The sequence below is a fragment of the Agrobacterium sp. CG160-95 genome (assembly GCF_053521725.1).
On record NZ_JBNWDU010000002.1, the window covers coordinates 657943 to 672457 of the forward strand.

14 protein-coding genes are annotated in these 14515 nt (G+C 57.4%); 7 read left to right on the forward strand and 7 right to left on the reverse strand.

Translation table 11 applies throughout. The features are described from left to right. Positions 1–115: 115 nt before the first annotated feature. The 5 genes from ACQZ63_RS09630 to ACQZ63_RS09650 form a co-directional block, all read right to left on the reverse strand. Positions 116–1312 carry a polysaccharide biosynthesis/export family protein gene (locus tag ACQZ63_RS09630; RefSeq protein WP_013761539.1) on the reverse strand — a complete coding sequence of 399 codons (1197 nt, stop codon included), beginning with the start codon at positions 1310–1312 and terminating at the stop codon, positions 116–118. 428 nt (positions 1313–1740) lie between these two features. After that, positions 1741–1872 (reverse strand): hypothetical protein, encoded by a 132-nt coding sequence (locus ACQZ63_RS09635; RefSeq protein ID WP_448799124.1) that lies wholly within the window; start codon positions 1870–1872, stop codon positions 1741–1743. 172 nt (positions 1873–2044) lie between these two features. Then, positions 2045–2563: a helix-turn-helix domain-containing protein gene (locus tag ACQZ63_RS09640; RefSeq protein WP_113048339.1), complete on the reverse strand. Its 519-nt coding sequence runs from the start codon at positions 2561–2563 to the stop codon at positions 2045–2047. Between the two features lie 281 nt (positions 2564–2844). Beyond that, on the reverse strand, positions 2845–3969 hold the full coding sequence (locus ACQZ63_RS09645) for a glycosyltransferase family 4 protein (RefSeq protein ID WP_003510798.1): 1125 nt from the start codon (positions 3967–3969) through the stop codon (positions 2845–2847). A 178-nt stretch (positions 3970–4147) separates the two neighbouring features. Beyond that, a complete protein-coding gene (locus ACQZ63_RS09650) occupies positions 4148–4348 on the reverse strand; it encodes a hypothetical protein (RefSeq protein WP_162763607.1) in 201 nt (66 codons plus the stop codon). A 136-nt stretch (positions 4349–4484) separates the two neighbouring features. Between ACQZ63_RS09650 and ACQZ63_RS09655 the strand changes: the two genes are divergently transcribed. The 5 genes from ACQZ63_RS09655 (at position 4485) to ACQZ63_RS09675 (ending at position 9866) form a co-directional block, all read left to right on the forward strand. Continuing rightward, entirely contained in the window at positions 4485–6011 is a 1527-nt protein-coding gene (locus tag ACQZ63_RS09655) for an ABC transporter substrate-binding protein (RefSeq protein WP_026330678.1), read from the forward strand. Positions 6012–6247: 236 nt separating this feature from the next. Next, positions 6248–7189, forward strand: coding sequence for an ABC transporter permease (locus ACQZ63_RS09660; protein ID WP_065659511.1), 942 nt, complete (start codon positions 6248–6250; stop codon positions 7187–7189). After that, the gene (locus tag ACQZ63_RS09665; protein ID WP_019564634.1) at positions 7189–8064 is read left to right on the forward strand and encodes an ABC transporter permease; all 876 of its coding nucleotides are present in this window, start codon (positions 7189–7191) and stop codon (positions 8062–8064) included. The genes ACQZ63_RS09660 and ACQZ63_RS09665 overlap by 1 nt, the downstream gene beginning before the upstream one ends. Position 8065: 1 nt before the next feature. After that, the gene (locus tag ACQZ63_RS09670) at positions 8066–9289 is read left to right on the forward strand and encodes an amidohydrolase/deacetylase family metallohydrolase (protein ID WP_065659510.1); all 1224 of its coding nucleotides are present in this window, start codon (positions 8066–8068) and stop codon (positions 9287–9289) included. 82 nt (positions 9290–9371) lie between these two features. Continuing rightward, positions 9372–9866 carry a RidA family protein gene (locus ACQZ63_RS09675; protein ID WP_013761533.1) on the forward strand — a complete coding sequence of 165 codons (495 nt, stop codon included), beginning with the start codon at positions 9372–9374 and terminating at the stop codon, positions 9864–9866. A gap of 6 nt (positions 9867–9872) precedes the next feature. On the opposite strand, the gene ACQZ63_RS09680 is transcribed toward ACQZ63_RS09675, so the two are convergent. Further along, positions 9873–10709, reverse strand: coding sequence for an IclR family transcriptional regulator (locus ACQZ63_RS09680; RefSeq protein WP_013761532.1), 837 nt, complete (start codon positions 10707–10709; stop codon positions 9873–9875). Between the two features lie 89 nt (positions 10710–10798). Between ACQZ63_RS09680 and ACQZ63_RS09685 the strand changes: the two genes are divergently transcribed. Both ACQZ63_RS09685 and ACQZ63_RS09690 read left to right on the forward strand, forming a co-directional pair. Beyond that, positions 10799–11995, forward strand: coding sequence for an aminotransferase class V-fold PLP-dependent enzyme (locus ACQZ63_RS09685; RefSeq protein ID WP_013761531.1), 1197 nt, complete (start codon positions 10799–10801; stop codon positions 11993–11995). 48 nt (positions 11996–12043) lie between these two features. Beyond that, entirely contained in the window at positions 12044–13879 is a 1836-nt protein-coding gene (locus ACQZ63_RS09690) for an ABC transporter ATP-binding protein (RefSeq protein WP_113555703.1), read from the forward strand. A 6-nt stretch (positions 13880–13885) separates the two neighbouring features. Here the strand turns inward: ACQZ63_RS09690 and ACQZ63_RS09695 are convergent, their stop codons facing one another. After that, positions 13886–14515, reverse strand: coding sequence for a glutathione S-transferase N-terminal domain-containing protein (locus ACQZ63_RS09695; RefSeq protein WP_113555704.1), 630 nt, complete (start codon positions 14513–14515; stop codon positions 13886–13888).

Here is a 14515-nt window from a genome sequence, read left to right on the forward strand (position 1 = left end):
GGGCATATGCCCGTCGCCGGGCTCGATGCACGGAACTTGACCCCAATCGTTACCAAAATAAAAAGCCGCCTCGTTTCCGGGGCGGCTTTGAACAGGAGCGGCGAGTTGCCGAGGATCAGAACGCCCGGATGGCGTTGCGCGTCGCAAGTACATCCTCGGAGACGTTGCCGGCCGTTGCGGGAACGGAGCCAACGAGGTCCAGGAACTTGTAAAGTTCGGTTGCCTGCGAGTTGGTGACGTAGATGATATCGCGATCCTGCATAGGGAATTTCGTGGTGGCAAAGAAGGTTGAAGGATCGCGCAGGTTGGCGCGGAAGATGACCGGAACTTCCTGTCCCGGGAACTTGGACATGTCGATGCCAAGCTTCACGAGAAGATCGCGTTTGACGGTACGATAGACATAGACCTGCGCAGGGTCGGCACGGGAATCGAGCAATCCGCCTGCCTTGCCCAGCGCATCCGAGAGCTTCAGCGCGGCGTCCTCAAATTCGAAACGACCATTGAGGCCGGAAGCGCCGAAAGCGAGATAGGTGCGGCGTTCACGCTCCACCATGACCGTGTCGCCCGGAACCACATAGATGTTCTCGGAAGGCGTGCTGACAAGGTGATTGTAGTTGACGCGCGCGGTCTTGCCGCGACGGATCAACGTGACATAGGATTCGATATTCGGGGCGCTGAGGCCTTTTGCATAGGAGATGACGTCGAGAACGCGGTCACCTGCTTCTGAAAGCTGGACCTTCGTCGGCTCCTTGACGTCGCCAAGCACGGATGCCTGTGCGGAGCGGCTGGAAATCTTGGTGATGAGGACCTGCGGTTCGATGGCCCGGTTGGCCAGACGCTCCTCGATCTCGCTCTGAACATCCTCGACATTGCGGCCTGTTGCGCGGATCTTGCCGGCATAGGGAACGCTGATATTGCCTTCCCGGTCTACCGTCTGGTTCGGCAGGCTGATGAAGTTGCCGGGACGGCTGCCCGCATCGTTTGGAATGAAAAGTCCGCCCGCCTGGCTTTCGAAGATTGCGACCTGCACCACGTCACCAACGCCCATCGGCAACGCCGGAACACCGCCCTTGCCGCCGCCGAAACTGCCGAGCAGGGTAGCGGTGGTGGTATCGCCGACATAGTTCAGGACGGAACTGTTGATATCGATGAGAGCGTAGTCAACGCCCGCAGTTTTCTTTTTGTCCTTGGAACTGAATTTCACTGAAGCGTTGGATTCGATTGTTGCCGCATCGGGGCCTGATGCCGCGGTGACGGTGCACCCCGCAAGTGCTGCGGAGGCAAGCAGAATCGAAACATTCAATAAACGCATTTGGTCCTCAAAATAAATTTCGTCCGAAAAAAAAGAAACAAACCGGACATCGTATAGTTTTATAAAAATTGGCACTTCATATTTGACACCGGTAAATCAAATCTCAACCGGGCATTACATCCGTTCAGCAGAATCTTGTCACAAAATGTCTACGCTTGCATCAGGCTTATTGCCTAACTTAAGGCGATGCTTCAAGTTAAGTCGTCGCTCGATTGCGCCGGAAAATCCGTAACATGCACAATATTCACGACCCCGAATGGCGTCAGTATCATCGTTCTTCTATATTCAATCGGACGGCATAATCACTGCGATTACCGCATAGCGCTAGTGCAGTTTTGTCACGCTTGTCCAGTTTCTTTCATGTTTGACTTAAAAACACGATAATTGGTTGTTTTAAAGTATCTTTCCCCCGCATCAGCGGCCGATCCTCAGTCTCCCCGGCTGGCCTGCGGCGCCAGCCGCTCATTGACCCCGAAACGGATAGCGGCCATCATTCCGGTGTGGTCAAAAACGACCAGAATGCCGAGACCCTTGGCTATATCACAGCTGTGATCACGCAACGCCTCATCTCCCATAAAACACCTAATGTAAATTTTAAAATTATTTATAATTTAGTGAACTATTTAGTTGATGTAGATAAAAAATTTATTATGAAATACTAATCATGTATAAGAAGTATTGAATGATATTAAAAATCTGTCTATTGTGGCTGCTGTATAAATATGCTGAATATTAAAACCCTGAAGATTCGTATTTGCCGAGTCCCGATCCCGCTGTAGTTATACGCTCCCTGAAGCGTAGCAGAAGTACGGGTAAAATTGCCTCTACCATCTGGACGTCGCGAATGTCCGATATGGTTTTGGCCAGTTCGTTATAAATAAGCGCGGCCTCCGTTATTGTAGACCGTGTAGGCGACTTTTGGCGACACTCCGCGAAGATCGTCTCGACCCGGTCGCTGATTTTTTGCAGCAGGGCAACGTCGTAGGCAAGCGTAGGTGCCGCTGGCGCCGTGTCAAACATGTCGCCCATACCGGCCACGAGCCAACTTATATTGATGCCGAACCGCTCACGATAGAGCGCCAAAACGCCAGCGTCGGGAATACGGTCGCCCCGTTCATAGTAACCAAGCATTGCAACTGTCAGGCCTAGTGCCTCAGCAAATGGCTCACGCTCGTCGAATTTCAGTGCTTCGCGGACCTCGGTCAGCCGTTTTCCCAACGGCGTCTTTGGCTCGACGCGTTTCCTGCTCATAATTCCGCATAAATATCACGATTTGGTATTTACTAGATACCAATTTGTGATATTCCTCTGTTTGTACAAAGACCAAATCACTCATGAGGTAGGCCGGTCAGGGCCGCCTCGCTCACAACGAGGAATCATTATGCACGGCGACTGCATTGCGGACAAGGCGACGGCGAGCCTGCGCTGGATAAGAGAAAACCGGTGACGCCACTTGCTTTACCTATGAGTGTCTCTGTCGACGTCAGCAGAGTATATCCAATATGGATATATTCGACCTTGAAAATTGCATGTCAGGCCCGTTCAGCCAGCGCGAAATTCACGGTATCGGCAAACTCTCGCAGGAAGCGTTCACTTGAAAAGCGGGCGGCGTTGTCGACGCAGGCGTTCTTGTCGAAACTGTCGGAGTTATCGACAAACTCCTGCACCGCAGCGCAGATGGCTTCAGGCGTTTGCTCGCGGAAATAAAGCCCGGTTGGCTGATTGGAGGCGCCGAGAGGAACAACGGTCTCTAGTACGCCGCCTTTTCCATAGGCGATGACGGGTGTTCCCAGCGCTTGCGATTCGACCGGGACGATGCCGAAATCGTCTTCGGCAGCAAAGACGAATGCCTTGGCTTCCGCCATGTATTTGTGAAGCTCGTCATTGCCGACGAAACCGAGGATCTCGACATTGGGAGTGGCGATTTCCTTGATGCGTTTCATGTCCGGGCCGTCGCCGATGACGACCAGTCGTCTGTCGGGCATTTTTGCAAAGGCTTCTACGATGAGGTGGACCTTCTTGTAAGGCACCAGCCGCGAAGCCGTGACGAAATAATCGCCTTTCAGGTCGGAAGGGGAGAGATGGGAAGTATCCACGGGCGGATAAATAACCGTAGAGTCGCGCCCGTAGCATTTGCGAACCCGGCTGCGAATGAATTTGGAATTGACCGTCATGAGATCGACGCCGTTGGCGGTGCGGATGTCCCACATGCGAATATAGTGGAGAACGGCACGGGCGATCCACGAGGCGAAACCGCGACTAAGCTTTGATTCTTTCAGGTACTGGTGCTGGAGATCCCAGGCGTAACGGATGGGGCTGTGAATATAGGAGACGTGAAACTGGCCGGGTCCGGTGATAACGCCCTTGGCGACGGCGTAGCTTGAGGAAATCACCAGATCGTAGCCGCTGAGATCAAATTGTTCGACGGCCAGCGGCATCAGCGGCAGATAGGAGCGATATTTTTTACGAGCGAAAGGCAGTTTCTGGATGAAGGAGGTGTTGACCGGCCTGCCACCGAGAAAGCCCCGGTCTCGATCGCTCATGAAATCGACAAGGCAATAGAGATCCGCGTCAGGATAGATCTCAAGAAGGTTGTGAAGCACTTTTTCGGCCCCACCTCTGTCGGTGAGCCAGTCATGCACGATTGCCGTCTTCATGATTTCCTCAATAATTTCAACGTAATAAAAATTTATAACCCGCCCCGGAATAAAGCTCGGCGGTTTAGAATATCTGGTCTGTCTTCAGCCCTTAAAAACACGGCTGGGAAGGCGAATAACGTAACGATTAATAAGAATGCGAGATTATGTCTGTCGTAATCTGGTCTTGGTCTGATCCTCAATAGCACTTTGTTCGCAAATGCGAAATATCAAAGCCTCTTAATTCCTCCTCTTCGTTTTCCGGTTGAAAGCCAGCCGTAGTTTCCGCAGTTCCGGCTGGCAGCAGCGGTGTTTGCAGCGCGCCGTGTTTCGGGCGAAATAGCCTGTTTTCCATCGACTTACGTTCCGTTTCCGCCTCTTGCAAAGGCCCGTCTTCCATTTCGCCTGTCTTGGAAACCCTTCCTCGCACCGCATTGTCATTGACAAGGCGCCCTATCGAGTTATTCTGTTATAAAGATTGATATAACATAATAATGGAACTCATAAGGTCGGAACCAAGAGCTGGGAGCTTAACAATGAGACGTAAACTTGCATTTCTCGCCACTGCTGCTTTGATGCTAGCGCCGGGCGTGATGATGGCTGCGGAAAAGGGCGGTGTCATCAATGTCGCCACGATCGGCGAGCCGCCGACACTCGATCCCATGGCCTCGACGGCCGATCTCGTCGGCATTGTCACGCAACATATTTTCGAAACGCTCTACACCTTCGACAAGGGGTGGAAGGTGACGCCGCTTCTGGCGGAAAGCCTGCCTGACATCAGTGCGGACGGCAAAACCTACACGATCAAGCTGCGGAAGGGCATCAAGTTCCATGACGGTAGCGATATGACCTCGGAAGATGTCGTCGCCTCGCTTGGCCGCTGGATGAAGATCGCATCACGCGGAAAACAGGTCGCCGGTTTCATCGACAATATCTCCGCGCCTGATGCCGAGACGGTGACAATCACCCTCAAGCAGCCCTATGCGCCGCTAACCTCGCTGCTTGCTTTCAACAACTCCGCAGCCATCATTCTGCCCGCTGAAAAGCAGGCTGAGCCGATGACAGAATTTGTCGGCACCGGCCCGTATATGCTGAAGGAACGCAAGGCGGACCAATATATCCAGCTCGTCCGTTTCGACGGCTACAAGTCTCGTGACGGTGAAAGTGACGGATATGGCGGTGCGCGCCATCAGTATCTCGATGAAATCCGTTTCGTTCCGGTTCCCGATCCGAATACCCGTGTCGAGGCCGCTGTTTCCGGCCAGTATGACTACGTCGATTCCATTCCGGTGGAATCCTTCGCCAAGGTGAAGTCCTCCTCGGCCTCGCAGCCGTTGATGCTGAAGCCCTTCGGTTATCCGGTCTTTGTATTCAATACCAAGGAAGGTTTGTCTTCCAAGTTGGAGGTCCGCAAGGCGGTGACCGAAGCGTTGAACATGGAGGACATGCTGGCGGCGGCGTTCGGCAGCACGGATTTCTATGCGCTTGATGGCGCCTACTATCCGTCCAATTTCTCCTGGCATTCGGAAGAGGGCGTCGAAGGCAATTATAATGTCGGCAACCCGGAGGCCGCAGCCGAAAAGCTGAAGGCCGCCGGATATAATGGCGAGCCGTTGCGCATCCTCACCAGCCGTCAGTATGAGTTCCACTACAAAATGGCGCAGGTGGCAGCGGAGTATCTGAAGCTTGCCGGTTTCAAGGTGGATATGCAGGTGGTGGACTGGGCGACGCTGACGCAGCGCCGTGCCGACCCGAAGCTCTGGGATATCTACATCAGCCACAGCCCCTTCCTGCCGGAGCCGGCGCTGATTGGCGCGCTTTCCACAGGTTCGCCGGGCTGGTGGGACACGCCGACGCGCAAGGCGGCGGTGGACGCTTTCACCTCGGAGGCTGATCCGGAGAAGCGCGTTGCTCTCTGGGCCAAGGTGCAGAAGACGATCTATGACGAGCTGCCGCTCATCAAGATCGGCGACTTCAACGCCGTGGCGGCGAAGTCCAACAAGCTTGATGGCGTCGATCCGGCTCCCTGGCCCTATTTCTGGAATGCTTCGGTTACGAAGTAAGACCGCTCCGCACTCCGTGACCCCGGACTGAATCCGGGGTCCAGCGCGATCAAGTCTTTGACCGCAAGAGGACGCCTTCACCACGCAGACGCGCGGTGGCTGGATGCCGGATCAGATCCGGCATGACGGAGGCGGGAGTCTTCCAGCCATGAGCGCCGGGTTTACCGGCACTCGTCGACAACTCTGTTCAACCGTCGCCTGAGAGCGGCCCATCACGCGCTTCGGAGCATTCATACGTGATACGGTATATTTTCCAGAGACTTGCCGGAATGATCGTGGTGATGTTTCTCGTCGTCACCATCGTTTTCATCATCCTGCGCGTCACGCCCGGCGATCCGGCGGCGGTGATGCTCGGGCCGGACGCCTCGGCACAGGACATCGCTGAGTTGCGCACCAGACTTGGCCTAGATCAGTCGCTCGGCGTGCAATATGTCTACTATATCGGGCAATTGCTGCGCGGTGATCTCGGCCAGTCGATCTTCCTCAACATGCCGGTTGGATCGGCGCTTCTGGATCGGGCGGAACCGACCTTCTTCCTGACGATCTTTTCGCTGTTGATCGCCAGTGCCATCGCGCTTCCCATCGGCATCTATGCCGCTTACCGGCGCGGTTCCTTCGTGGATCAGGCAGCGACAACCATTGCGATGCTGGCGGCGAGCATTCCGAGCTTCTGGCTTGGCCTGATCCTCATGCAGTTCTTCGCTGTCCGGCTCGATATGTTCCCGGTGTCGGGATATGGCGGTCCGGGCGCAAGCTTCCTCGAGCGCATGTATCACCTGACCTTGCCAGCCATCGCACTCGGCCTCGTTTCTTCCGCCCTCATTCTGCGCTTTACCCGCGCCTCGATGCTGGATGTTCTCGGCGACGACTATGTCCGTACCGCCAGAGCCAAGGGCGTCAAGGAACCCCGGGTGGTGATGAAACACGCGCTGAAGAACGCACTCATCCCCATCCTCACCGTGCTTGGTCTCACCGCCGCCGTGCTGATTTCCGGCGCGGTCGTTACGGAAACCGTGTTTGGCCTGCCGGGCGTCGGCAATCTCGTCGTGTCAGCCGTCTTGAGGCGCGATTATCCGGTCATTCAGGGCGCGCTTCTCGTCATCGCCGGGCTTTACGTGCTCATCAATTTTGCCATCGACATGCTGTATCTGCTGGTCGATCCGAGGGTTCGTTACTGATGGCCGATATCACCTCCACCGCCCAGCCGGCGCGCAACCCGACCATCCTGTTCATTCGGCGTCTGTTGAAGCGCAAGACGGTCGCAGCAGGTCTGATCGTGCTGCTCGTCTTCGTGCTGCTCGCCGTTTTCGCGCCGATGATCGCGCCTTATTCGCCGTCGAAACTGTCGATCGTCAACCGTCTGAAACCGCCGAGCGAACTCTACTGGTTCGGCACGGACGAGTTCGGCCGTGACGTTTTTTCCCGTACCATCTTTGCGGGAAGGCTGTCGCTTCTGGTCGGGGCCGCGGTGGTGGCGCTGTCGGCGTTGATCGGCATCACGCTCGGCCTGCTTGCCGGTTTCTTCCAGAAACTGGATACGCCGATCGCGCGACTGATCGATGCCATGATGGCGTTTCCGGATATTCTGCTGGCCATCGCGCTAGTGGCCGCACTCGGGCCGTCGCTGACGACGGTAATCATTGCGCTTGCCGTCGTTTATTCGCCGCGCCTTGCCCGCATCGTGCGCGCCTCGACGCTGGTGATCCGGGAATTGCCCTATGTGGAGGCGGCCAAGGCGCTTGGCATCTCCACCTTCCACATCATGACGCGGCATGTGCTGCGCAATCTGATCTCGCCGATCCTCGTGCAGTGCACCTTCCTTTTCGCCAGCGCCATGCTGGCCGAGGCCGGCCTTTCATTTCTGGGGCTGGGTGTCAGCCCCGAAATTCCGACCTGGGGAACCATGATCTCCGCAGGCCGCCAATATATCGGCCAGGCGGACTGGATGACCTATTTCCCCGGCTTTGCCATCATTCTTTCCGTGCTCTCGCTGCAAATGGTTGGCGACGGACTGCGGGACATGCTCGACCCAAGACTGCGAAGGGATTTGTAATATGACGTCCGGTGAACAGGCAAAAACGCCTTTTCAAGCTCCCATTCTTCTCTCCAATGTGAAACCCGTCGGCTTCGAAAAGGGGGCGCCACAGGCCCAGACCGATATCCTGATCGGCGGCGATGGCAAGGTCGCGGCGGTTGGGCCTGCCCTTCAGGCGCCGACTGATGCGCAGCGCATCGACGCAAAGGGCGCATTCGTCTCGCCCGGCTGGGTGGATCTGCACGTGCATATCTGGCATGGCGGCACCGATATCTCCATCCGCCCGTCAGAATGCGGGGCCGAGCGCGGCGTGACGACGCTGGTGGATGCCGGTTCGGCGGGGGAAGCAAATTTCCACGGTTTTCGCGAATATATCATCGAACCATCGAAGGAACGCATCAAGGCCTTCCTCAATCTCGGCTCCATCGGGCTTGTCGCCTGCAACCGGGTGCCGGAACTTCGCGATATCAAGGATATCGACCTCGACCGCATCCTTGAATGTTATGCCGAGAACAGCGAGCATATCGTTGGCCTCAAGGTGCGGGCGAGCCATGTCATTACGGGTTCCTGGGGTGTTACGCCGGTCAAACTCGGCAAGAAGATCGCCAAGATCCTGAAAGTGCCGATGATGGTGCATGTGGGTGAACCGCCTGCGCTCTACGATGAGGTGCTGGAAATTCTCGGTCCCGGCGATGTCGTGACCCATTGCTTCAACGGCAAGTCCGGCTCCAGCATCATGGAAGACGAGGACCTGTTCAACCTTGCGGAGCGCTGCGCCGGGGAAGGCATCCGGCTGGATATCGGCCACGGCGGTGCATCCTTCTCCTTCAAGGTGGCGGAAGCGGCGATCGCGCGCGGCCTTTTGCCCTTCTCGATCTCCACGGATTTGCATGGCCATTCGATGAATTTCCCCGTCTGGGATCTGGCGACGACCATGTCGAAGCTGCTTTCGGTCGATATGCCCTTCGAAAATGTCGTCGATGCCGTCACCCGCAATCCGGCCTCCATCATCCGCCTCGACATGGAAAACCGCCTCGATGTTGGCCAGCGTGCGGATTTCACGGTTTTCGATCTTGTCGATTCCGATCTGGAGGCGACCGATTCCAATGGCGATGTTTCGCGTCTCAAGCGGCTGTTCGAGCCGCGCTATGCGGTGATCGGTGCGGAGGCCATTGCCGCCAGCCGTTATGTCCCAAGAGCGCGCAAGCTCGTGCGCCACAGCCATGGCTATTCCTGGCGCTGAACCGACTGGAGCGGCGGGGAGGGATGCTCTCCGTCTTCCGCAAAGAATAGGGATACCCGTCCCGGTATTATGAGGAATTCGCGTGAAACAGTCTTCGCTTGAGGCAGATGGGCGTCATTCGCCCTACGACCGGCTTGCCGCGCTCGGCATCTCGCTGCCGCCGCCACCGCCGCCGATCGCCAATTTCGTCACGCATGTGGTGGAAGGCAACATGCTCTATCTTTCGGGGCAAGGCCCGAGGGAGGAGAACGGACACCTGTACGCCGGCAAGGTCGGAGCCGAGATCGGGCTGGACGAGGCGTACCAGCATGCGCGTTTAACCGGCATCAATCTTCTTGCCGTCATGCATGAGGCGCTTGGGGATCTGTCGCGGGTGAAGAAGGTGGTCAAACTGCTGGGCATGGTCAATGCCGTCAGCGATTTCCGCGATCATCCAACCGTCATCAACGGTTGTTCGGATCTCTTCATCGATGTGTTCGGCGATGCGGGGCAGCACGCCCGCTCCGCCGTGGGGTTCGGTTCGCTGCCGGGCAACATCACCGTCGAGATAGAAGCCATCATCGCCCTTAGGGATTGAGGCCGTTCAATGGTTGCGCCAGCCCATCAGCTTCTCGATCCTTTCGGCCGAAACCCTGACCTGTTCGGTATAGTGGTTTTCGTCCGCCAGCACCTTCTGTTCCGGCAGCACGATGGAGATCGTCGCCACGCATTCTCCATTGGTGTCGCAGATCGGCGAGGCGATGCAGGCAACAGCGTAGTCGGATTCCGCAACCTGTATCGACAGCCGGTCACGGAACGCCGTGCCTGCCGATTGAGAAAGCGCTTCCGGGTTGATTTCCGCACGGCCGGTGGGCGATGTGCGGGCGCAGCGTTTGAAAAGCTCGACGCGCTCCTCTTCCGGCAGATGGCCAACGAGCAGGCGGCCGGATGCCGTCCAGTTCAATGGAACACGGGTGCCGACGCGCGAGGCAACCTGGAAATGGCTGGGGCCATCCGCCATGGCGAGCACCAGCATATGGTCACCGTCGCGACCGCAAAGCTGCACCGTCTCACCCGCATGGCGGCACAGATCATGCATTTCGTGGGTTGCGACACCCATGAAATCCAGCGAGCGGGCATAGGCAAGGCCGTAGTGATAAAGCCGTGCGCCGAGCCATATGTTACCTTCGGCGTTGCGCGCCAGCATGTTCTTTTCGACCAGATCGTCAACGATCACATAGACGGTGGAAAGTGGCGCCTTGATCGCCTTGGCAATGGCGTAAGCGCCAGCTGGCGATCCGGTTTCGTAAAGGTAATCAATCACCTGAAGAGCGCGATCAATGCCGCTGACACGCGAGCGCTTGGACACCTTCGCGTCCGGGTTTTCCTCGGTCGCGGACAAGGCGTGTGAAGACAATTCGTCCAGTTTATGGGCGTCCAATTTCGGGCTCCTCATGAATTTTGAGAAGCTATTACATTATTATGGCATATATGTCGATGCCTATCGCATCGCAAAGACAGGAGAAAGACATGACCGAGGATATCAGAAGCAGGATCGGCCTTCGCCCGGTCATCAACGTCTCGGGCACCATGACGTCGCTCGGTGCTTCCATCGTCGTTCCAGAGGCGGTTGAGGCCATGGCGGCGATCCTGCCGCAATTCGTAGAGATCAACGATCTGCAGCGCAAGGCAAGCGCGATCATCGCGAGACTGACGGGCGGCGAGGCTGGTTTCGTCACTGCTTCCTGCTCTTCCGGCATCAGCCTTGCTGTTGCCGGCGCCATCACCGGCAACAATCTCCTGGCCATTGAAAAGCTGCCTGATATCGCACCGGAAAAGAACGAAGTGCTGGTGCAGATGGGGCATGTGGTGAGCTACGGCGCGCCGGTGGATCAGGCGATCCGGCTTGGCGGCGGCAAGGTGGTGCTGGTCGGGCAGGCCACATCGACCCATCGCTTCCACATGGAAAACGCCATCACCGAAAAGACGGCGGCGGCGGTCTATGTCATCTCGCACCATGTCGTGAGTTACGGCCTGCTGCATCTTTCCGAATTCGTAGAGATCGCCCATGCCAAGGGTGTTCCGGTTATCGTGGATGCGGCGTCCGAATATGATCTGGAGCTGTTTCTGGCCACCGGCGCAGATATTGTCCTCTATTCCGGCCACAAGTTCCTCGGTGGCCCCACCTCCGGCATCGTGGCCGGAAGTAAGGAACTGGTGCGCAACGCCTTCCTGCAAAATATGGGCATTGGCCGCGGCATGAAGGTCGGCAAGGAAAGCATCTATGGCGTTATGGCGGCACTGGAAGCCTGGGAAAAGCGCGACCATGCCGGCATCCGTGAGCGCGAGACCGGATATCTCAATCTCTGGAAGGAAACGCTGGATGGCCGCCCGGGCGTGACCGCGCTCATCGAGCCGGATCCGACCAATAACCCGCTCGACAGGCTGCGCGTCATCATCGATGCCGAAGAAGCGCATATCACTGCCTGGGACCTGACGACAGCGTTGGCCAGGGGCAATCCTCCCATCATCACCCGCGACCACGAGGTAGAGCATCGCTATTTCTATCTCGACCCATGCAATCTGCATCCCGGACAGGAAACCATCGTGGCGTCTCGTCTGGCCGAGGAACTGGACAAGGCGCGTGCCTCCAACGAGGTGATTGCAACACCTTTCGAAGACCGGAGCCGACACCGCTTCGACGGCATGCTGCGCTGGCCGGACTAGGCTTGACCGCTTGCGCCGCCAAAACCTAACGACAAGAAGGGAACGATCATGACCATGCCGCAGGCCGCACCCGTTGGTGCCGAAGATGCCGTGCTTTCCGTCCGCAATCTCACCACGTCCTTTCACGTGGATGGCGGCTGGAAACCCGTGGTTCGTGATATTTCCTTTGATGTCGGGCCGGGTGAAACGGTCGCGATCGTCGGTGAAAGCGGTTCGGGTAAAAGCGTTACCTCCCTCTCCATCATGCGGCTGCTGGATCGTGAAAGCAGCAGGGTGGAGGGTGAAATCCTGCTTGGAGGGCGCAACCTGCTGTCCCTCTCCGAAGATGCCATGCGGCAGGTGAGGGGAAACGAGGTCGCCATGATCTTTCAGGAGCCGATGACCAGCCTCAATCCGCTGTTCACCATCGGCGACCAGATTTCCGAGGCCTTGTTATGCCACCAGCCGATGTCGAAAACCGACGCGAGGGCGGAGACGGTTCGGCTGCTCGAAAAGGTCCGTATTCCTTCAGCCGCATCGCGTTTCGATGAATATCCGCATCGCTTTTCCGGCGGCATGCGCCAGCGCGTGATGATCGCCATGGCGCTTGCATCCCGGCCGAAGCTGCTGATCGCCGATGAGCCGACGACCGCACTCGACGTGACCATTCAGGGCCAGATCCTTGACCTCATCAAGACGCTTCAGGAGGAGGAAGGCACGTCGGTTCTGTTCATCACCCATGACATGGGCGTGGTGGCTGAGATCGCCGATCGTACCGTTGTCATGTATCGCGGCGAGCAGGTGGAAGTTGGCGCGACCGCTGATATCTTTCATCGCGGCAAGCATCCCTATACCCGCGCGCTTTTGTCCGCCGTTCCGGTTCTGGGTTCCATGACGGGTGAGGAAAGACCGCTCAGGTTTCCCATCGTCAACACCACCACAGGCGAAACGCAGCAGCCGGCGCGGCCGGGCGATACCGTTGACGCGAGTGCCCAGCCGGTGCTCAAGGTAGAAGGGCTGACCAAGCGCTTCGATATTCACTCCGGCCTTTTGGGGCGGCTCAGCGGCCGCGTGCATGCGGTGGAGAATGTGTCCTTTGATCTCAGGGCCGGCGAGACATTGTCGTTGGTCGGCGAAAGCGGTTGCGGCAAATCGACCACCGGGCGCGCCATCATGCGGCTGATCGAGCCGGATGCCGGCTCAGTGATGGTTAATGGCGAGAATATTCTCGCCCTCGACAAATCAGGCATGCGCGAGATGCGCAAAACGGTGCAGATGATCTTTCAGGACCCCTATGCCTCGCTCAACCCGCGCATGACGGTGGGTGCGGCGATTGCCGAACCGTTTCTGGAGCACCGCATGGGAAACGCCCGCGAGGCGAAGAATGTTGTGGCCGATATGCTGGCGAAGGTCGGCCTTTCGCCCGATATGGCGGCGCGCTACCCTCATGAATTTTCCGGCGGCCAGCGTCAGCGTATTTGTATCGCCCGCGCGCTTGCGCTCCAGCCGAAGGTGATTGTCGCCGATGAGAGCGTTTCGGCGCTTGATGTTTCGATAAAGGCGCAGGTCATCAACCTGATGCTAGATCTGCAGCAAAGCCTCGATCTCGCCTTCCTGTTCATCAGCCATGACATGGCGGTGGTGGAGCGCGTCAGCCACCGGGTAGCGGTAATGTATCTCGGCGAGATCGTTGAAATTGGCCCACGTGCGGCGGTGTTTGACAATCCGCAGCATGATTACACCCGCAAGCTGATGGCCGCCGTGCCGGTGCCGGACCCGGACCGCAGAAACACCCGGCGAAATGCCGCGAATGACGAGCTGAAAAGCCCGATCCGCGCGATCGATTACGTGGTGAAACCGCGTGAGTACCGTGAGGTCTCGCCCGGTCACCTTGTCGCCTGCTAAAGCGGGTTAAAGACCCGGTACATCGGATGTCGCGAAAGGCACGCGGTAACCGCGCCGGAAGGTTTCGCGCTGTCCGAGCTGGCGATACCATTGCTGTACCGCCGGAAAATCGTCGAGGTCAATTTTATGGCGCGCGAAACGCGAGACCCATGGCCAGATGGCGATATCGGCTATGGAAAAATCACCGGCGATGAATTCCCGGCCCGTCAGGCGCTGGTTCAGTGTGCGGTAGAGGCGCTCCGTATCCGAGGCGAAACGCGCCTCGGCAAAGGGTGCCTGTCCGGTATTGTAGGTCAGGAAATAATGGGCATAACCGAGTGTCGGGCCAAAATTGGCGGCTTGCCACACCAGCCATTCGGTGACTGCCAGCCGCGCAGCAGGGGAGGCAGGCAGAAGACGCCCGGCCTTTTCGGCGAGATAGATCAGGATCGCGTTCGATTCCGCTAGAACTGTGCCGTTATCGCGGTCGATGATTGCCGGTATTTTCGAGCCGGGATTGACGTGGGTATAGTCGGCTGAGAATTGTTCGCCTTTTTCAATGTCGATGGCGTGGCTGATATAGGGCAGGCCGAGTTCCTCCAGCGCAATCGAGATTTTCAGGCCGTTCGGGGTGATCCAGGTGTAGAGGTCGATCAT

Bases quoted from the DNA above. Each gene is read 5' to 3' on its own strand.
- ACQZ63_RS09655 (WP_026330678.1), top strand. From the start codon at position 4,485: ATGAGACGTAAACTTGCATTTCTCGCCACTGCTGCTTTGATGCTAGCG.
- ACQZ63_RS09645 (WP_003510798.1), bottom strand. From the start codon at position 3,969: ATGAAGACGGCAATCGTGCATGACTGGCTCACCGACAGAGGTGGGGCC.
- ACQZ63_RS09665 (WP_019564634.1), top strand. From the start codon at position 7,189: ATGGCCGATATCACCTCCACCGCCCAGCCGGCGCGCAACCCGACCATC.
- ACQZ63_RS09630 (WP_013761539.1), bottom strand. From the start codon at position 1,312: ATGCGTTTATTGAATGTTTCGATTCTGCTTGCCTCCGCAGCACTTGCG.
- ACQZ63_RS09640 (WP_113048339.1), bottom strand. From the start codon at position 2,563: ATGAGCAGGAAACGCGTCGAGCCAAAGACGCCGTTGGGAAAACGGCTG.
- ACQZ63_RS09690 (WP_113555703.1), top strand. From the start codon at position 12,044: ATGACCATGCCGCAGGCCGCACCCGTTGGTGCCGAAGATGCCGTGCTT.
- ACQZ63_RS09650 (WP_162763607.1), bottom strand. From the start codon at position 4,348: ATGGAAGACGGGCCTTTGCAAGAGGCGGAAACGGAACGTAAGTCGATG.
- ACQZ63_RS09685 (WP_013761531.1), top strand. From the start codon at position 10,799: ATGACCGAGGATATCAGAAGCAGGATCGGCCTTCGCCCGGTCATCAAC.
- ACQZ63_RS09695 (WP_113555704.1), bottom strand. From the start codon at position 14,515: ATGATCGACCTCTACACCTGGATCACCCCGAACGGCCTGAAAATCTCG.
- ACQZ63_RS09670 (WP_065659510.1), top strand. From the start codon at position 8,066: ATGACGTCCGGTGAACAGGCAAAAACGCCTTTTCAAGCTCCCATTCTT.